Annotated in this window: 23 protein-coding genes; 15 read left to right on the top strand and 8 right to left on the bottom strand. The window is 41.2% G+C overall.

The window, feature by feature from the left end; all coding sequences use genetic code 11:
• The first annotated feature begins 3 nt into the window (after window positions 1-3).
• The 3 genes from DWX62_RS04790 (at window position 4) to DWX62_RS04780 (ending at window position 3997) form a co-directional block, all read left to right on the top strand.
• Entirely contained in the window at window positions 4-1194 is a 1191-nt protein-coding gene (locus DWX62_RS04790) for a primase-helicase family protein (protein WP_004291344.1), read from the top strand.
• A gap of 232 nt (window positions 1195-1426) precedes the next feature.
• Window positions 1427-2383 carry a toprim domain-containing protein gene (locus DWX62_RS04785; RefSeq protein ID WP_117682177.1) on the top strand — a complete coding sequence of 319 codons (957 nt, stop codon included), beginning with the start codon at window positions 1427-1429 and terminating at the stop codon, window positions 2381-2383.
• Window positions 2384-2593: 210 nt separating this feature from the next.
• A complete protein-coding gene (locus tag DWX62_RS04780; protein ID WP_117682178.1) occupies window positions 2594-3997 on the top strand; it encodes a mobilization protein in 1404 nt (467 codons plus the stop codon).
• A gap of 320 nt (window positions 3998-4317) precedes the next feature.
• Here the strand turns inward: DWX62_RS04780 and DWX62_RS22215 are convergent, their stop codons facing one another.
• Window positions 4318-5154: a hypothetical protein gene (locus DWX62_RS22215; RefSeq protein ID WP_233519591.1), complete on the bottom strand. Its 837-nt coding sequence runs from the start codon at window positions 5152-5154 to the stop codon at window positions 4318-4320.
• Window positions 5155-5341: 187 nt separating this feature from the next.
• Here DWX62_RS22215 and DWX62_RS04770 point away from each other — a divergent pair, with 187 nt between their 5' ends.
• The 12 genes from DWX62_RS04770 to DWX62_RS04715 all read left to right on the top strand — a co-directional run bounded on the left by DWX62_RS04770 (window position 5342) and on the right by DWX62_RS04715 (window position 13050).
• Window positions 5342-6004: an Abi family protein gene (locus DWX62_RS04770; RefSeq protein WP_117682179.1), complete on the top strand. Its 663-nt coding sequence runs from the start codon at window positions 5342-5344 to the stop codon at window positions 6002-6004.
• A gap of 370 nt (window positions 6005-6374) precedes the next feature.
• Complete coding sequence (locus DWX62_RS04765) at window positions 6375-7598, top strand: site-specific integrase (RefSeq protein WP_005944350.1); 1224 nt, start codon at window positions 6375-6377, stop codon at window positions 7596-7598.
• A gap of 25 nt (window positions 7599-7623) precedes the next feature.
• On the top strand, window positions 7624-8778 hold the full coding sequence (locus tag DWX62_RS04760; RefSeq protein WP_005944347.1) for a PDDEXK nuclease domain-containing protein: 1155 nt from the start codon (window positions 7624-7626) through the stop codon (window positions 8776-8778).
• 233 nt (window positions 8779-9011) lie between these two features.
• Window positions 9012-9584, top strand: coding sequence for a Crp/Fnr family transcriptional regulator (locus DWX62_RS04755; protein WP_005944344.1), 573 nt, complete (start codon window positions 9012-9014; stop codon window positions 9582-9584).
• Window positions 9585-9593: 9 nt separating this feature from the next.
• Window positions 9594-10157: a Crp/Fnr family transcriptional regulator gene (locus tag DWX62_RS04750; protein WP_005944341.1), complete on the top strand. Its 564-nt coding sequence runs from the start codon at window positions 9594-9596 to the stop codon at window positions 10155-10157.
• A 100-nt stretch (window positions 10158-10257) separates the two neighbouring features.
• Window positions 10258-10689: a GNAT family N-acetyltransferase gene (locus tag DWX62_RS04745; protein WP_005944338.1), complete on the top strand. Its 432-nt coding sequence runs from the start codon at window positions 10258-10260 to the stop codon at window positions 10687-10689.
• A 30-nt stretch (window positions 10690-10719) separates the two neighbouring features.
• On the top strand, window positions 10720-11133 hold the full coding sequence (locus tag DWX62_RS04740) for a hypothetical protein (RefSeq protein ID WP_005944336.1): 414 nt from the start codon (window positions 10720-10722) through the stop codon (window positions 11131-11133).
• A gap of 16 nt (window positions 11134-11149) precedes the next feature.
• Window positions 11150-11572, top strand: a complete 423-nt coding sequence (locus tag DWX62_RS04735) for a hypothetical protein (RefSeq protein ID WP_005944333.1) — start codon at window positions 11150-11152, stop codon at window positions 11570-11572.
• Between the two features lie 14 nt (window positions 11573-11586).
• Window positions 11587-11877, top strand: a complete 291-nt coding sequence (locus DWX62_RS04730) for a hypothetical protein (RefSeq protein WP_004323652.1) — start codon at window positions 11587-11589, stop codon at window positions 11875-11877.
• An 86-nt stretch (window positions 11878-11963) separates the two neighbouring features.
• Window positions 11964-12215: a hypothetical protein gene (locus DWX62_RS04725; RefSeq protein ID WP_004323653.1), complete on the top strand. Its 252-nt coding sequence runs from the start codon at window positions 11964-11966 to the stop codon at window positions 12213-12215.
• Complete coding sequence (locus tag DWX62_RS04720) at window positions 12169-12588, top strand: hypothetical protein (RefSeq protein ID WP_004323654.1); 420 nt, start codon at window positions 12169-12171, stop codon at window positions 12586-12588. Before DWX62_RS04725 ends, DWX62_RS04720 begins: the two co-directional genes overlap by 47 nt.
• A gap of 129 nt (window positions 12589-12717) precedes the next feature.
• On the top strand, window positions 12718-13050 hold the full coding sequence (locus DWX62_RS04715) for a helix-turn-helix domain-containing protein (RefSeq protein ID WP_004323655.1): 333 nt from the start codon (window positions 12718-12720) through the stop codon (window positions 13048-13050).
• 52 nt (window positions 13051-13102) lie between these two features.
• Here DWX62_RS04715 and DWX62_RS04710 read toward each other — a convergent pair whose 3' ends face one another.
• The 7 genes from DWX62_RS04710 to DWX62_RS04680 all read right to left on the bottom strand — a co-directional run bounded on the left by DWX62_RS04710 (window position 13103) and on the right by DWX62_RS04680 (window position 18772).
• Entirely contained in the window at window positions 13103-13822 is a 720-nt protein-coding gene (locus DWX62_RS04710; RefSeq protein ID WP_005944331.1) for a hypothetical protein, read from the bottom strand.
• Between the two features lie 4 nt (window positions 13823-13826).
• A complete protein-coding gene (locus DWX62_RS04705) occupies window positions 13827-14747 on the bottom strand; it encodes a relaxase/mobilization nuclease domain-containing protein (RefSeq protein ID WP_008642636.1) in 921 nt (306 codons plus the stop codon).
• Complete coding sequence (locus DWX62_RS04700; protein WP_004310825.1) at window positions 14713-15096, bottom strand: MobC family plasmid mobilization relaxosome protein; 384 nt, start codon at window positions 15094-15096, stop codon at window positions 14713-14715. The genes DWX62_RS04705 and DWX62_RS04700 overlap by 35 nt, the downstream gene beginning before the upstream one ends.
• 147 nt (window positions 15097-15243) lie before the next feature.
• A complete protein-coding gene (locus DWX62_RS04695; RefSeq protein WP_005944329.1) occupies window positions 15244-16209 on the bottom strand; it encodes a toprim domain-containing protein in 966 nt (321 codons plus the stop codon).
• A 163-nt stretch (window positions 16210-16372) separates the two neighbouring features.
• Window positions 16373-17446, bottom strand: coding sequence for an AAA family ATPase (locus tag DWX62_RS04690; RefSeq protein ID WP_004323659.1), 1074 nt, complete (start codon window positions 17444-17446; stop codon window positions 16373-16375).
• 5 nt (window positions 17447-17451) lie between these two features.
• Window positions 17452-17739, bottom strand: coding sequence for a helix-turn-helix domain-containing protein (locus DWX62_RS04685; RefSeq protein ID WP_005944327.1), 288 nt, complete (start codon window positions 17737-17739; stop codon window positions 17452-17454).
• Between the two features lie 124 nt (window positions 17740-17863).
• Window positions 17864-18772, bottom strand: a complete 909-nt coding sequence (locus DWX62_RS04680; protein ID WP_007479974.1) for a hypothetical protein — start codon at window positions 18770-18772, stop codon at window positions 17864-17866.
• Window positions 18773-18839 lie beyond the last annotated feature (67 nt).

Raw genomic sequence — 18839 nt, 5'->3', positions numbered from 1 at the left:
CCTATGAAGGAGGAAGAATATATGCGCGTAGGAACAACTTTGTACAAGGTGGTCAATCAGCCATGCGCCAATGGCGGTTATGAAAAGAAACGTGTCGTATGGAACAACAGCACATTACGGCAGGACTATGGAAAGAACTATCTTGCCACCGTCCCCAAGTATGACGGCTTTTGCACCGTTCCCAATCATCTGAACTACCAAAAGGAGATTGAGGGGTTTCTGAACCTTTACGAGCCGATAGAGCATAAACCGCAGCAGGGGGACTTCTCCCACATCCAATCCTTGATGCGGCACATCTTCGGAGAGCAATACGAGCTGGGCATGGATTATATGCAACTGCTGTATCTACAGCCGACACAGAAGTTGCCCATTGTCCTGCTCGTTTCAGAAGAACGCAACACTGGCAAAAGCACGTTCTTGAACTTCCTGAAAGCCGTGTTTGAGAACAACGTGACTTTCAACACCAACGAAGATTTCCGCAGCCAGTTCAATTCCGACTGGGCAGGAAAGCTGCTAATCGTTGTGGACGAAGTTTTGCTCAACCGCAGGGAAGACAGCGAACGGTTGAAAAACCTGAGCACCACTTTCACCTACAAGGTGGAAGCCAAAGGCAAAGACCGAACGGAGATTGCTTTCTTTGCCAAGTTCGTGCTATGTTCCAACAACGAATATCTGCCAATACTCATAGACGCAGGAGAAACACGCTACTGGGTGCGGAAGATAATGCCGTTACAGAGTGATGATACCAACTTTCTGCAAAAGCTAAAAGCGGAAATACCTGCATTTCTTTATTTCCTGACCCAAAGGGAACTATCCACGACACAGGAAAGCCGTATGTGGTTCAACCCAAGACTGACACATACCGCAGCCTTGCAGAAAATAATCCGAAGCAACCGCAACCGACTGGAAATAGAAATGACCGAGTTGTTGCTTGACATCATGTCGAACATGAACGTGGAAAGCGTATCATTCTGCCTGAACGACCTTGTAACCTTGCTACTCTATTCACAGGTCAAGGTTGAAAAGTATCAAGTGAGGAAAGTTGTGCAGGAAGTATGGAAACTTACTTCCGCACACAATTCGTTATCCTACACCGCTTATGAGTTCGCACCCCATCGTGAGTGCCACTATGAGCCGAAAAGGAAAACTGGTCGGTTTTATACGGTAACGAAAGAACAACTGACCGCTATCTAATTATTTTGATGAAATGATGAATAAGGGAAGTAATATATTGCCTTACAGATAGATATGTATTCATCAAACACTCATCAACAACGATTGCTGATGAAAAAAGAAAACATCATTTCTCTTTTGGCAAGCAATCTAATGAGAAAAAGATGAGCCGATATAACGCTGTTTAACAGTGTGTTAAATTCCCAATTCATCAAATCATCATTTTTTCATTCACCAACAAATCCGCAAGAAAATGACAATAGAAGAAGCTAAAAGCATACGAATAGCCGACTATCTATACAGCTTAGGTTATTCACCAGTAAAACAACAAGGTATCAACCTTTGGTACAAATCTCCGTTTAGGGAAGAGAGTGAAGCATCGTTCAAAGTGAATACCGAACGTGAACAATGGTATGACTTCGGTTTGGGAAAGGGCGGAAACATCATTGCACTGGCTGCACATCTGTACGCTACCGACCATATACCTTACATCTTGAAACGGATAGCAGAGCAGACACCGCACGTGCGCCCGGTATCTTTCTCTTTTGGCAAGCAAAGCTCTTCTGAGCCAAGCTTCCAACAGTTGGAGATTGTTCCGCTGTCATCTCCTGCCCTGCTTGCCTACTTACAAAGCAGAAGAATTAACATAGAACTGGCGAAAAGAGAATGTAGTGAAGCCCGTTTCACCCACAACGGCAAGCGGTACTTTGCCATCGCCTTTCTCAATGCTTCGGGTGGGTTTGAGGTTCGTAACCGCTATTTCAAGGGCTGCATCGCTCCAAAGGAAATCTCCCACATCAGACAGTCTGGGAAAGCGAGGAATACCTGTTATGTGTTCGAGGGATTTATGGACTACCTCTCCTTTCTGACATTGAGACAGGAGAGCTGCCCAAATTATCCGGAGTTGGACGGGCAGGACTACATCGTATTGAACTCCGTATCGAATGTAAACAAGGCTCTCTATCCGTTGGGCAATTACGAACGCATCCACTGCTTTTTCGACAACGACCATGCAGGCATGGAAGCCCTCCAACAAATCCGCAAGGAATACGGCAGAGACCGATACATCCGTGACGCTTCACAGACTTACAGCGGATGTAAGGACTTGAACGAATACTTACAGAAACAGGTTGAAAGAAAAAGGCAAGTCCAATCCGTCAAAGGAGTGAGCAGCCAGTCACCGAAAAAGAAAAACGGCTTTCGGTTATAGCCCACTATAACTACACGCTCCGCTTTCGTAGTTGTGGGCTCTCCCGAGGGGATTAGGGCTTTGCCCTAATGACCCACTCAGGGCGTTTCACCCCTGAGAACCCCGAGCAAAGAGTGACCCTCTCTTTGCAATCTCCGCTTATGGGTTACCCCTAAGAACCCCTCTGCGAAAGCGAGCAGAATAATCAATTGCAAACAAAGAAAAGAAGCTATGGCAACAAAATCAAGCATACATATCAAGCCTTGCAACATCGCATCGAGCGAGGCACACAACCGAAGAACTGCCGAGTATATGCGTAATATCGGGGAGTCCAGAATCTATGTCGTTCCCGAACTTTCCACCAACAACGAACAGTGGATAAATCCCGACTTCAGCACTCCCGAACTGCGAACTCATTATGACAATATCAAGCAAATGGTCAAGGAAAAGACCGGACGTGCCATGCAGGAAAAGGAAAGGGAACGCAAGGGAAAGAATGGAAAAATTATCAAGGTGGCGGGATGTTCACCCATCCGTGAAGGAGTATTGCTCATTAGACCGGATACCACACTGGCTGATGTACACAAATTCGGTGAAGAGTGTCAAAGGCGCTGGGGCATCACTCCACTACAAATTTTCCTGCACAAAGACGAAGGGCATTGGCTGAACGGTCAGCCGGAAGCGGAAGACAAAGAAAGCTTTCAAATTGAAGGCAGATGGTTCAAGCCGAACTATCATGCTCATATCGTATTCGACTGGATGAACCACGAAACTGGAAAGAGCCGAAAGCTCAATGATGAGGATATGGCAACCATGCAGACCTTGGCTTCCAATATACTTCTGATGGAACGTGGGCAGGCAAAAGCTGTCACTGGTAAGGAGCACTTGGAGCGAAACGATTTCATCATAAAAAAACAGAAAGCCGAACTGCAACGTATAGAGGAAACCAAACGACACAAGGAGCAACAGGTAAGCCTTGCCGAACAAGAACTCAAACAAGTAAAAGCAGAGATACGCACGGACAAACTCAAAAGTGCAGCTACCGATGTAGCCACTGCCATAACCAGTGGTGTAGGTTCTCTTTTCGGAAGTGGTAAATTAAAAGATTTGGAACACGCCAACGAAAGTTTACGCTATGAAATTTCCAAGCGTGACAAAAGCATTGATGACTTAAAAGTTCAGATGCAACAAATACAGGAGCAGCATGGCAGACAAATTCGTAATCTTCAAGGAATACATAATCAAGAACTTGAAGCCAAAGACAAGGAAATTTCACGATTGAGTACCATTCTCGAAAAAGCATTCTGCTGGTTCCCATTGCTCAAAGAAATGCTGAGAATGGAAAAATTATGTTATGTCATTGGCTTTACCAAGGGGATGGTTGATTCTCTTTTATACAAAAGGGAAGCAATCAGGTGCAGCGGAAAAATCTATTCCGAAGAACATAAACGAAGATTTGAAATCAAGAACGATATTTTCAAGATAGAGAAGAGTTCGGTTGATGAAAATAAATTAGTGCTAACTATAAACAGGCAGCCGATAGGTGAATGGTTCAAAGAGCAATGGGAAAAATTAAGGCATGGTTTGCGACAATCAGCAGAAGAACCAAGAAAAAATAGAGGATTCAAATTATAACCAACAATAAGCAAAAAAGTGTAATTCAATGATGAATTACACTTTAATTCCCTATATTTACAAATCATTTAAAAAGTTAAGGCACATAAATCAACCACAATGGGCAAAAAATAAAAAATATATTAATTAGTCTAAGCATTTCGATGCTATCTTCTTCTTGTTCAACTATATTAGAAATAATAACAGGAAACAGAAAATGTGCATATCCTAATTGTACAGAACGAACAAGCAGTAACTCTGCTTATTGCCCATATCATAAACCTTACTAACTAAAACAACACCTCACCTATGTTTGTATTATCATATCAAAAAAATGACACCTATTTCAAAACCCCCTCAGGTATTTGAGGAAACTGTGTTATTTCTCCATGCAACAAATAGTTTGTGCCATCCTCTTGCATTTTCATGAAGGTAACAATACTTTCTGAACGCAAACTATGAGTTTTTGCCAACTCATCCCAATCAACTCCCAAAAACTTATTGATGGCGGTATAAGTCAATGCAGAAGAACCTATTAAATTGAATTTATGTTCCTTTGCAGGCACATTTTCATCAGTCAGAATATCATTCTCATCCGTCTTATACGTTAATGTTAAATATGGCAATGTTTCATACGATAGATTTGGATCACTATTTTTTTCTACTGAAAATGAATAAGAACCCTTGGTAATAAAATCGCTATATACTTCATGCTTTATATAATTATATGTAAAGAAATAACAATCCTTAGCTTCATTATTTATCAAATACATAATCGTTCCATTAGGCAAAGACGGGTGTTTACTCTCATCTACACTATAAACCAAATAGCTGTCTGTAACCTTTACAGATATTCTTTCCGTTTCATTTGTAACATCATCCTTAACTATCAGATTTATATTTCCCTTTTCAAGTCCTGTAATACGGAGTACAGCAGTAACTCCATCATTTCCTAAAGTAATACATGATACAGAAACAATCTCTTTGTCTTCAGTAGTAACACTCAGAATACCACTACCGTTTGTAATAGGAATATCATTCCATCCCATTAACATTACCTCATAAGATTTTTTATCCAAATGAAAAGGTAAAACTTCTAGCTTTTCTTCGTTGCAACTTGTCATACCAAGCACACTTAGTATAATGACAATAAAAATAATATTATTTACTATCCTCATAAACAAACATCTAATTAACTTATAATCAAATTGTTTTAAAATCAAAAACGTATAATAGAACCCACATAAAAAAAACAATAACCCTGAAGTTTGCTTGTTCAGCAGGGACAACAGGGTCTTACGTTTGCAAATATAGCTATTAATTTCTATTTTTGCAAGAAAAGTCTTGTTTTTAAACTTATACCAAATGAAATATGACGAATGTTTGCAGGTACTATCCCCGGCAAGATTAAATAAATACGCACAAGCAAGTGGTAATGAAAAAGCCAAAACCTTGCGCCTATACCAATATAACATCAAGTTGAGCCAACGTTTTTATGGAGTTATCGGTATGTTTGAGATAATGCTACGCAATGCCATAAACGCTCACTACAAACAATATTTCAATGATGATAATTGGATAATCAACCAAGCAAGACCCAATGGATTACTTGAACAGGAAGCTTCCGAAATAGTACGCATACAGCGCACTTATACCAATATGGGAGTGTACAATAACGATAAGATGGTAGCTTCCTTTACATTTGGCTTCTGGACTTATCTGTTTACAAGACGCAATTACCGCATAGGAGGAAAAACACTTCTTCAAATATTCCCCAACAAAGCGCATGGTTTAAAGCAAACAGACATCTACAAACAACTGACTGCCATCCGTGAATTTCGTAACAGAATAGCACATCATGAACCTATCTGCTTCAACGCTACACGTGCGATAGATACAAAATATGCCAAAGAGCATTATGAGTTAATACGAACCTATATAGAATATATGGGATTTGATTCGGATTCTGTATTGCGAATGGTAGAAAAGCCCGATTCTATACTAAAAGTAATAGATGGCATGAAGTAAATGCCCCATCTTTGGTGGGATACATAAGGATGATTGGGAACAATTTGGGAACATCTCCGATAAAAAGAAAAAGCTAAGTATCGAACTATCAATCACTTAGCTTTTATCTTTGTACCCAGACCCGGTACAAGCCATAGAAATCATAGGAAAATAAAAGAATTTATCTTCCTTATTATCAACTATTTGAATATTTCCTATTTTCTCTATTTTTGCCATATTTTGCCCATTTTCCGTTATTCAGTACACTTTTAGTACACTTTGAAATATCATTTTCTTTTGTACCTTTGCAATATTGGAAAACAAAAGAAAATCAACTATTTAGCGTAATCACCCGGTTATGGTACCTAAATCGGGATAAAACCTCTAAACAATGGCAAAGTTAGAAAATAAAACGAAAGAAAACCCCAAGTTAGAGCAAAATAAGCTCTCGGATGGTAGAATCAGCCTTTACTTAGAGTATTATTTAGGTAGAGAGGAAAAGCCCGTATTAGATGAAAACGGCAATCAAGTGTACTATGATAGTGGAAAGATGCAAGGTAAGCCCAAGTTTGCAGTAAAGCATAACAGGCGAAAAGAAAACCTTAGTCTGTATCTGATAGATAAGCCCCGTACCCCTGCGGAACGCCAGCAGAACAAAGAAACATTGGAGCTTGCCACAAAGATACGTGCGGAGCGTGAGCAGGAATTTAAAGAAAGTATGTTGGGCTATCGGTTGAAAAAAGATAGAACGGTCAATTTCTTAGACTATTTCCAAGCCTATATCAACAGTTATACCAAGAAAGATATTCGCATGGTACAAATTGCGCTTAGCCGTTTTAAGGACTTCTTAAAAGAGCAATACCCCATGAATGAGTTTAGTATCAAACCGGAACTTATCACCAAAGAAATGATGGAGCAGTTTGTAGCCTATTTGCAATCCCGAAGTGTGGGTGAAGGTGCTAAAAGCATTTACCAGCGTTTCAAGAAAGTTATTCGATATGCGATTGACCACGATGTAATGTTGAAAGACCCATGTAAAAGTGTTACCTGTAAAGTGGATAGCCAAATGCTTCGAAAAGATGTTCTTTCTCCCGAAGAAATACAAAAGTTGGCGGCTTGCCATTATGACAACGAGAACCCGAATGTCAGACGGGCTTTTATCTTCTGTTTATACAGTGGTTTGCGTTTCTGTGATGTAAAAGACCTTACCTATAAGAATGTGGATTACGCTAATCGGTTATTGAAATTTGAACAAAGCAAGACAAAGGGACATTCTGCCAGTAGTGGTGTGGTTATTCCCCTGAATGATGGTCTATTGTCTATCATTGGTGAAGCCCCGGCAGATAAAAACTGTTTGATATTCGATTTACCTACTTACGAAAGTTGCTGTAAATCAGTAAAGCGTTGGGTAAAGAGAGCCGGGATAGACAAACATATAAGCTGGCATTGTGCCCGGCATTCGTTTGCCGTGAACATTCTGAACAATGGGGCAAATATCAAAACCGTAGCCAGCCTTTTAGGGCATAGCGGATTGAAGCATACGGAGAAGTACACCCGTGCGGTGGATAAATTGAAAGAGGAAGCAATAAACAGCTTGCCCGAACTAAAGTTTTAACCATAAAAGACTTATCTTTGTAACTATGAACTTTGAAGCATTAGTAAAACATATCAGCACGATACAGAACACGTTGCAGGCACAAGCCGCACATGCTGTAAACCTTGCCCTTACTTCCCGTAACTGGCTTATGGGTTGCTATATTGTAGAATTTGAGCAGAACGGAGAAGACCGTGCCGCCTACGGTGAACAACTGTTGAAGAAGCTGGAACAACGACTGAAAACAAAAGGTCTGAATGAACGTAGATTCAGGGAATTTAGACGGTTGTACCTTGTTTATCCACAACTAAAAGAACCTGTTACACAATACATTGCATCACAAATTCAAATTCGGCAGTCATTGACCGCCGAATTCACTGAACCAATTCGGCGGTTGGTGACCGCCGAATCTGAAAATGGAGTTTGGAAACTATCAACAGAATACCCACAAACCGAAACATGGATGATTCCGGCTGATAGATTATTCAATAGATTATCTTCCACCCATTTAAACACTATATCGGGAATTGAGAACCCGGTAAAACGTGCTTTCTATGAAATGGAAACCATTCGTGGCTGCTGGTCTGTAAAGGAGTTGGAGCGACAAATCGCATCTTTATATTACGAACGTAGCGGACTATCCAAAAACAAAGAAGCCCTCTCCGCTTTAGTCCAGCAACAAGCAACCTTATTACAACCTAAAGATGTTATCAACACCCCTGTTACTTTGGAGTTCTTAGAGTTGAATGAACGTGCATTGGTGACAGAAACTGATTTGGAACAAGCCATTCTTGACAACCTGCAACACTTCCTGTTAGAAATGGGACATGGCTTCTGTTTTGAAGCCCGGCAAAAACGTATCTTGATAGACGAGGATTATTTCTTTGCCGACCTTGTGTTCTATCACCGCATTTTGAAATGCCATGTTATTGTAGAATTGAAGATAGATAAGTTCCGCCATGAGTACGCTTCGCAACTAAATATGTATCTGAACTATTTTAAAGCGGAAGTGATGCAGCCGGATGATAACCCACCTATCGGCATTTTGCTCTGCACCGAAAAGGGAGATACCTTGGTTAAGTATGCCACTGCCGGGTTAGACCCAAATATTTTTGTGCAAAAGTATAGGATAGAACTTCCAACAGAAGAAGAAATAAAAGTATTCATTTCTTCCTCAAACTATGAGAGTTACAAACTTTAAAATTGGCGAAAAGAAAAAAGATTGTTTCTTCTTTCGCCAGCACATATATTTTGCAGGCTACAAAAGTTAGTTTGGTACGTTTTGGATATATATACAAAAGCACAAACTAAACTCACAATAAAGTAGATTAAAAAAAAGAGAAGATGTTTTGATAAAGTCAGGAATCTATTTTCCCTTTTTAAGAGAACAACTCACGAGGTTATTCTATATTTTAATTGCAATTAGTTTATAGTATGGAAGATTTTAACTCACAATATGCCAACCATTCGAAATTAGAACAGCTAAAGCAGTTCATTTTGGAACATGGTACTTATATCGAACTCAAAAAGGGTGAACAATTCACTATTCAAGGCAAAGTGAATCATCGGGGAGCTTATATCGAACACGGCTTATTGAGATATACTCGTGTGGATGAAAAAGGGAATATACATATAGTAGGATATACTTTCTCCGGAGAGTTTACAGGAAGTTTATGCACACTTATAGAGCCTAATCAACCGTCATTAGTAACAATTGAAGCCGTTTGCGATACAAAGATTTGTTATATACCCTATTTAAAAGTAGAGGAATTCTTTGCCACAAATGTAGAAACCATGCAAGTAAAATGTACTCTTATTGAACAATCATACTTATTAATGTATCATAGATTAATAGATATGTACTGCAAGACTACGGCAGAACTGTATCTTGACTTATTGAATAGATGCCCCGATATTCAAGAGTACATTACGTTAAAGGAGATTGCCTCTTTCTTGCAAGTCACACCGGAAACAATCAGTCGCATACGCCGTGGACTGAATAAATAGCTTACGACAATGAAAGATTTTAATTCATACCTCGACAATTTAGACTATTCCCTCGTAAAAGATTTATTTCATGAAAAAGGGAAGCAACGTATATACCACAAAAAAGATTTCTTTATTCGTCAGAATGAAATATCACGTTTTGCCGAATGGGTAGAAAACGGTACATTCCAATATACATATATTGATGGAGAGGGTGAAGAACACATTGTTGGATACGCTTTCACCAACGAGTTTGTATGTGACTATTCTTCTTTAATGAGAAGTGGCTTATCGTTAGTAAATATTCAAGCCATAACAGAGTGTTCTGTATATGAAATATCCCGTCATGACATTATTGAATATTGGGAAACGGATATGAAAACTCAACGATTCGGAAGGCATGTGGCAGAGAGTCTATTTGAAATGGTATATGAACGATTACTTGATTCATATTGTACGCCTGAAATACGATACAGGAACTTGATGGAACGTTGTCCTAACTTGAAAGAAGTAGTTCCTTTGAAAAGCATCGCTTCATTCTTAGGGGTTACACCGGAAACCATTAGCCGCATACGCCGCAAGTTAGAGATATAACTCACCTTTTAACAATTGTTATATTGGGGTCTTGATAATTGTCAAGACCTTTTTCCTCCACCTTTCATTACTTTGCACACATTGATTAAAAACTATTAGTATGATACGGAAATTAATGAAAGAAGAATATAAAAATGCTATAAACTTATCCTATCAAGTATGTATAGAGTGTGGCATTAACGATTTTACGGAAGAAGGGATTGAAACCTTTAAAAGTTTCGTGTATGACACATCGTTGATGAATACGCTTGACATATATGGGGCTTTTGACAATCATTTATTGATAGGAATAATCGGTGTACATCGGGAAAGGCAACATATATCCCTCTTCTTTGTCTTGCCACACTATCATCGGCAAGGAATAGGAAAATCGTTATTTGACTATATGATGAGCAATTGTAATTTTACTTATATAACAGTTAATTCTTCAACCTATGCAGAAACTTTTTATACATCTTTAGGCTTCAAAAAAGTGGGTAAAAAAGAGATTAATAAAGGTATTGTTAGTATCCCTATGAAGAGAAATATATAATTATTGTCAATCACTTAAAATAGAGATAAGATGAAAAAGAAAATTACTTTATGTATGGTGCTTTCCACATTCATTATTTGCGCCATGTTATGTCTGACAAATTGTAGTAACGATGATGCCCCTACTTCTGTCTTCACCCCCGAAGCCCTGAAGCAAACTACTTGGCAAGCGCAAATGACCGTGTACAATATCGAAGATGAGATAGACTACACAAAACAATCCATTCTTCAGTTTACTAACGAATCAGAAGGCATTTATACAAGGACGAACGAAGAAGACGGATATATGTGGAACACAGATTTTACTTATCAAGTAAATGGAAAAATCATCACGTTCGACAACATAGCAGGTCCGTGGACAGTGATGGAATACACAGGAACACATCTCGTAATGGAAGCCTATAATCCCAATAAGATGGTGTGGACGTTGGAGAAGATGTATTAACCTAAAAATAGCGGATATGAAGATTTCAACAATTCTCTTTTTCTGCCTACTAATGACAGCTTGTATGCAGACAAAATCCTTTCACCGGACAAACGGCTGGTACTACGTAACATCACAGACTACAGACAGCCTTTCACAAACACCTTTCCTTACTGTTATGGATTTCGATTCTTTACGTTTGGAAACTGATGCTTTTGGACACTCGGTCATTACCGGTGTCTTCCTCCAAGATAAATTGCCTATATGGAGAGAAGCCACAACAAAGAGTGTAGGAAAGTACATCGCTTTCGTTTTCAATGACACGGTGATAACTGCTCCTCAGGTTAATAGCCCCATAGAAAGCGGATGTTTCCAAATTTCCAATCCGCATGGATATGATTTGGAACGTATCTTTAGGGAACTACAAAAAGAAATTGATATATCAAGGTTTGGAAATTAAATGTTAACTGGAAAATGGGAACATTAGGTTGCATAAATGATATGCTACAACGGGACAAAGAGAACCGTGAGCTTCGCAAGTTGAATAGAGACAGGATGAAAGAACATCACAAATATCTTGTAGGCAAAGGTAAAAATGCTGATTTATCCAATGTTTCCATTGAAAAGATAGAAGAAATCCGTAAAAAAACCATAGAAAAGGAGCAATCAGACCAAATATATATGTTTAGGATATATATATTTCTTACAATATGCCTTTTAGTGCTATTTTTATTGGGATTACTTTGCTATAAACTATTTTTCTAAATTCCCCCAAAACAACAACTTGCGGATTACAATATTATGAATTGAAATAAGCCTTTTCCTAAGTCTCGCTAAGGCTTATTTTTTATATGAATACATACATGAATCTAATTTTAGAACAGCGATTTTTCCGCTTATTGTCGGAATATTCACAACGTAAAGTTTCTGCATCGGAGTTTACAGAAGCTATTGAGGAATTGGCTACGCATGTAGCCGATTTTGGTATCAACGAACAGGATTACAGTATTTTACTTCGCTATTTTTCCTTTGGTTTACACCGTCTTAAATCGTATCGTGTACGGTTTGAGCAAGAAAAAAATGCCCTATTTGCATTTAATTGATGAAGCGATAGGACTTTTGAACACTGAAATACGCCTTATTGAATGGCGCATCAAATACCCGGAACAACTACAGCAACGCATCAATAAACAGCCCCTTTCCCCTCTCTACCTCGCCGACAAAACAACCCTTATCAATATCATGGAAGTGGTAAGCGGCTTATTCCTCTCCAAAGACATCGTTTATCAGAACGGTAAACCTGCCTATTTAGTGGACTTATCCAAAGGTTTTGAATGGTTGTTTAACATTAAGATAAGCGACTGCCACCAAAAACATGAGGACGTGATAAAACGGAAGCCGGGCAAACTCACCGAATTTCTTAATGGACTGGCAAACCTAATCAAAAATGAACATGATAAGAAAGGATATAGATAATCAGCAACTTATGATTTATTTATAGGGGACTCCATTAGTTCTCCTGTAATTTCTTTGTATCCGTTTTTAGAACTTTGCTTCATCAATCGATTGACAAACAAAATGTATAATCTGAAAAATGAAGCAATTATGTATATAGACAATGACGAATTTGGTGGATGGATGCAGAAGCTGTATGCCAAACTGGAAGAACTCTGCAAAGATGTACGGGTACTACGCAATGCAGACAGGGTACTGCCCGAAGATGATAACCTATTGGATAATCAAGACTTGTGCCTGCTGTTCAAAGTAAGCATCAAAACCCTGCAACGCTACCGGGCTATCGGTGCGTTGCCATACTTCACTATCAGCGGAAAAGTGTATTACAAGGCTTCCGATGTCCGGGAGTTCATCAAGGAAAGGTTCAGCGTCACCACGCTACGCCAGTTCGAGAAAGAACACTGTACGAAGAAAAAGAAGTGAATCTGAAAAGCCGGAACGGTGAATGTGCTTCATCCATCCCGGCTTTCCCCGTTTATGGCTTACCCAGCTTATCAGCTTCTTTCTTTAGCTGTTCGGCTTGCTCGTTCAACAGCCTTGCACGTTCCAGTGCTTCCGCCTGCTTTTGGATGCGGTATTCAAAATCCATCACTGAATCGGTCAGACTTCGGATAAAGCCGTTATCCCGTTGCCATTTGAACTTGTTTTCCAGTATATCAAAAGTTTCCCCGTCTGCCTGTCCTTGCATCAGCAAATAGCGGTATTTCATATCGTTGTCCTGTAACTGCTGCATACGTTCAGCCAAACGGATATTCAAGAATATGGAAACGGAACAGATAACCAGCACTGCCGAAAAAAGGAACAATCCCGGACGAATCCAAGAAGCGACCTTGTTGCAAATCCGTTGATAGAGCGGTAAGGGTATAGCTTCCTCTTTATCCGTCTTGCAAGAGCCCAAAGCATCAAGCATTACCTTGAAACAACGGTAGGTTTCCAATACTATTTTCTTGGTGTCCTCGATATGTTTCTGCTGACCTTGCATCCTATTCCTTATCTCGTCAAGCTGGCTTCGGATAGCCTGCAAATCCTTTTCGGGAACAGCCGGGTTACTGTGCAATTCCGACAATGCCTGTTCGATTGCGTTCAGTCTTTCAAGAGTTTCCTCCCGACTGGCTGGCGTTACCTGTGCTTCCTGCTTCTCTTTCAATTCAGTAACCATTGAGAGAAGCCCCTCTAAAATCAAATTTTTCTCCATGTGTTTACAAATTAAGTTGTTTTTTCTTTTTCTTCTTCTTTCTTAAATTCAAGTTTGGTTCTTCATCCGCAGGGGGTGATGAAGCGGTGAACAGACCGAGTGAGCCAGTTATCAACGGACTGTCAGTCTTTCCCTGTGTCGGCAATGGCTCCCGAACGGGTGTAAAAGCTGTCTGCCGTTGATTTCCGACCGTATTCAGTCCTGCATCCCCGAAACATTTATCCAGTTTGGAGAAACTAAAATTGCGGTCTATCTCCGAACCCTTGAACGTGTATTCGCCTTTGGAAAAGGAAACGCCCTGTATCTCGCCCGTCTGCCCCTTGTACTTGAACCGGACAGTAATACCCTTTTCCGCTAACCGCTCCTGTAACTGCCGCCAGTTCTTGAACTTCCCGATTTCGTTCTTTACAGCCGTGTAAATCTCGTATTTCGACTTGTCCGGCTCTTTCAAGCGGTGCTGCTTTACCTGTTCTTTTCCACCAGCAAAATAAAGCCCGTGTTTGGTTTTCAGCTTCTTGCATACCTGCTCGTTACGGTACATATCGTTCCTGTCCGAAATGGTCTTGCCGTTGTTGTCTATGCGGTTGAACACGATATGCACATGTGGGTGTTCCCGGTCTTGATGGCGCACGATGATATACTGCGTATCGGTGATTTTCATTTCACGCATATACTCCTGCGCAAGCTGTACCATCTTCTCGTCTGTCAATTTGGGTGCATCCACTGCCGAATAACTTAACGCAATATGTCCGACAGGCTTCTTCAAATCGGGATTCATCCCGGTCTGCATACAGAAGCTGCGGATTATATCGCCCCGGCTTTCAGTCAGAACCCCGTCCGCATGAAGCAAAACCGCCTGCTCCTTACCAAGCACATAGTTCACACAGCCCTTAAACCCGCTTCCCTTTTTTATTTTTCCAATCATCCGACAACTGATTTATAATTTCGACAATCCTGTTTTTGAGTTTCACCAGTTCCACCGCCACCAGTGCGAAACCTCCGGCATTCGCTCGGTGCGCCAGTTGGTTGATGTTGTTGGCTTCCCCTGCCAGCTTGCGGATGGTGTCCGCATCCTGCCTATTCAGCCGGGGTATGACCTCTGCCGAAACAACCGCCTGCCGGACATACTCACTGACACGCAACCCGGCTTCCCCGGCTCGCTTCCTGATGGCATAATACTGCAACTCGGTCAGCTTCGTGCTGACTACCCGTTGCTGCTTCTCTATCCGTTTCTTTGCCGGACGTCCCCCCGGCTTATCCTTTATATTCGTCATAGGTTTTTACATTTAAATGGTATCTTAAAAATTGCGACCAACGGGAGAAATTTTCTTTGCTGTCAAGCAAAGCAAGGTAGTTTCGGTTTACCGAAACATAACCTTGCTCTCCAAATTAAACCGCCTGTCGCTGGTAATCCTGCCGGACTAAATGCCCCTGCCCCTTTTCTGTCTTGGGGCGGCACGTTGTCCGGTTTCCTGCTTTATCTCCTGCGCTTGGCTGGTGCTGTTCTTCTGTTCCTGCTTCCTGCCGCACAGGTAATCGTTCAAGTCCGAATACCCCCTGTAATTGCCCGAGAAGTCACGCACACGGTAGGAGTATTCCAATTCGATAGCCCGTGTCGCTTCATATCCTGCCTTGTCATTGTCAAGCATACAGTGGATGCGTTCATACGGGTACAGCACGTCAATAGCTTTCGGCACATTGACAGTAGAGTTGAGTATGACATAATCCTGCCTGTCAAGGTCGGGCATGGTCGGGCAGTTCTTCATCCGGAGCGTGAGGAAAGAAAGATAGTCCATAAAACCCTCGAATACCAAACACTTCTCTCTCGGCTCTCCCTGCTGCCGTATATGGGTGATGTCTTTCGGGGCGATGCAGCCTTTGAAAAAGGAATTGCGAACCTCGTAACCTCCTGCTATGTTCGGGAAACCGATAGCAAAGAACGGTCTGCCGTTATTGGTAAAATGGAGTTCCTTACATTCTCTTTTTGCCAGTTCGATATTGATACCCCGTCCCTCCAAGTAACGGAGCAATGCCGGATGGGTCAAGTCACGGACTTCCAAATGTTGGAAACTCGGTTCTGTCCTACGCTGGGGAAAAGAAAAACTGACCGGGCGGACGTGCGGTGTCTGTTCCGCTATCCGGTTTAACAGGTATGGCAGGCTGTCGGAGCAATAGAGTTCCTTTGCCAGTGCGATGATGTTGCCGCCCTTGCCTGCGCCAAAGTCATACCAAAGGTTGCGGTCAGTGTTCACCTTGAAAGACGGTTCGTGTTCCTCCCTTAACGGTGATTTGTACCATAAGCCGTTACCCTGCTGCTTGACAGGAGAGTAACCTAAACTATGCAGATAGTCTGCGATGGGTATTTGTTTCACATCTTCGATGTTCATAACATTTTCTTTTTTGGGGATTAAAAAATAGTTGAAAAGTGCGCCAGTCCTGTTTAGTCCGTTATATATATACCCGTACCATACTAAACCTGCCTGTTCCGATACAGGGAAATAGTAAGTCCGTTCCTCTTATATATACACCCGGACTAAACCAAACTGACTTTTAATAATGGAAATCGGGATTATAGCGGTAGCCCTTGCCCTCTTTCACAATCATGCGCTTGTTCACAAGGAACTTGTTCAAATCCACATGGATATTGCGTCCACGCTTGTAGCCGATACTTGCATAACCCTGTTTCAAGGTCTTTAGGACATTCTCGTAACCATATATGACCTGTTTGCCAAAACCGTTTTCCAAAGCTGTCCTGTGCTGTTGCTCCGTCAGTTCTGCCAGTGGAAAGCCCCTGTCTTGGCTGGGTTGCTTGAATACATAACCGTCCACGGCTTCGGGCAATGCGCTGTCGTTGATACGGAATGCGAACGGGTCAAACTCCCGGTCACGTATGTGCATCGCCTTTACCTCGCTTATGTTGCCGTCCTGCGTACTTTTGGTAATTTGCAGGACGGTTTCAGCCTTATTGTTCAGTTCCGTACCGATATGCCCCCTTGTGTTGTCATCCCCCTTGTTCAAATGCAGTACGGTATGGATATGCAGGTTATATCCGCTTGACCAGCGCATCAAGAGGTTGATTAGGTCAGTCGATTCGCTGGGGCTGTTGATGTCATACATCAAGTCACGGATTCCGTCAATGATGAGCAACCCCACATCGGGCATATTTTCAAGCATATAACCGATAATCTGTTTCCGCTTATCGGGTGTCTGCTCCCTTAGCACGATGAAAACAAAATCGTCCCTGTCCTTGTCGGTAGGCAGTCCGGCAAGCCGCAAAATACGCTCCATGACCTTGTGGCAATGGTATTTGCTCTGCTCGGTATCTACATAGAGGATTTTCCGTTTGTTCGGTGGCAGGTATGCCGAATACTTCAATACCTCGTCATTCTTCAACGCTGCCGCAACGATAGCGGAAATGTTGAATGTCTTTTTGCTCTTGGCTTTACCCGTGGATGCACTGAAATTACCCAACGTGCCAATGGTAGAGCCGTTCACCCAGAGTATTTCGGGCGGCACTTCGTAAGTGTCCGTCACCTTTAGATGAATGGTTTTCCAAAGGGCTGCGAAATCCTCTTTCTGCATGGTGATGTCCTGCCCGGCTTCTGTCGCTTTTCTATTTTCCATAGCCGTTATTTCTTTAGAGGACGGTTAAGGATATACTTCTGCGCTTCCTGCTCTATCTGCGCCTGCGTCTTGACCGGGTTCTGACGCAACCATGCTTCCAACTCCGCTTTCTCAAAATAAAGCATTTTGCCCTGCGGCTTGTAATGGGGTATCAAGTTACCCGAAGTCAGCTTGTACAGGTAACTTTTAGAAAGGTTCAAGAACTTGCTCGCTTCATCGAAGCTAAGCACGTTCTTTGAAAGGAACAACATCTTTTCGAGTTCGGAAACTCTTAACTCTAAATTTTTTTCCATATTGTTTAGGAATTTAGGTGAAACAATATGAAGGTGCGCACCCTCGTTTTTTTGTTAACGGGGGCAAAGTTAAGAGCTTGAAAATGAAGTCTAATTGACCTTTGTTTGAGCGTTCAATCTATGCTCAACCTTTTTGCAGTTGTTTGATGTATTTGTCTATGATTTCATATCCTTTCGGATAGATGTTTTTCGCTTGGTCTGTCGCACTCGACAGGTCAGTACGTGTAAGCGGTTCACCTTTTATCTTCTTCAATATCAGTTTATTGTTTGCTATGACAGACTGCCATTCATAAACGATGTAATTATAACAGCTAAGTTGCATCATAAGATAGGCTAACAGACGGGTATTATTAACTTTCAATACCCCATTCAGTTTGCAGTTGAAAAAATCGGTAAGTATTTTGGCACTGACGGTAGTAGTAAACATATTCGCTTCATTCACACAGTCGGTCAGAAGTTTGATTTCATTAGCTTTCAACGTGGACTTGAAAGGATTGCTTTTGCCCACAATCTTGGTTGGATTAGTATCTGCACTTTCCTCTTTCTCTTTTGGCAAGGCTTGCTCTTGGATGGCAACCGCATCTGTATGGTAATTGCTTTCCTGTTCTTGCAGATAGCGCAAATATTTGGAAAGCACGACAAGATTAACGATAATGGACAAATAAGGAAGCCGCCCATCATAACAGGACGGTTCATGCAAATATGCATCCATATCAAAATCAGAGCAGCGGAAACCGATATACTTTTTTCTTTCATCAGAATTCAAGTCCTCAAAATAACCACTTTCCCACAAAAAATCGGGAATATCCATGTCCAATACAATGTTACGCACGACACGGTATTTTTGTTGGATGGCTACAATATTTTCAGTCACACGGAAAATTTCTTGTCGCAAATAATCCTTTAGCTGGGCTTGCGTCAAATATTCACGTTTTAAAAATAGTGCATCTACTTTAGTTTTATAGTCATGAGCTATACAACTATCTAATATCTTCTGTATTTCTCTGAAATTGGTTTCTATATGATTTTCCATAATCGTGTGCCTTTAAACGTTCTTACTACAAATATAAGGTAAGAATCTCACTTTTCCCGAAAACATC

This window comes from Bacteroides sp. AF20-13LB, from assembly GCF_003603065.1.
GTDB classification, from domain to species: domain Bacteria; phylum Bacteroidota; class Bacteroidia; order Bacteroidales; family Bacteroidaceae; genus Bacteroides; species Bacteroides uniformis.
Note: the sequence above shows the minus strand (reverse complement) of the source record. Positions and strands in the feature narration are given on the sequence as shown.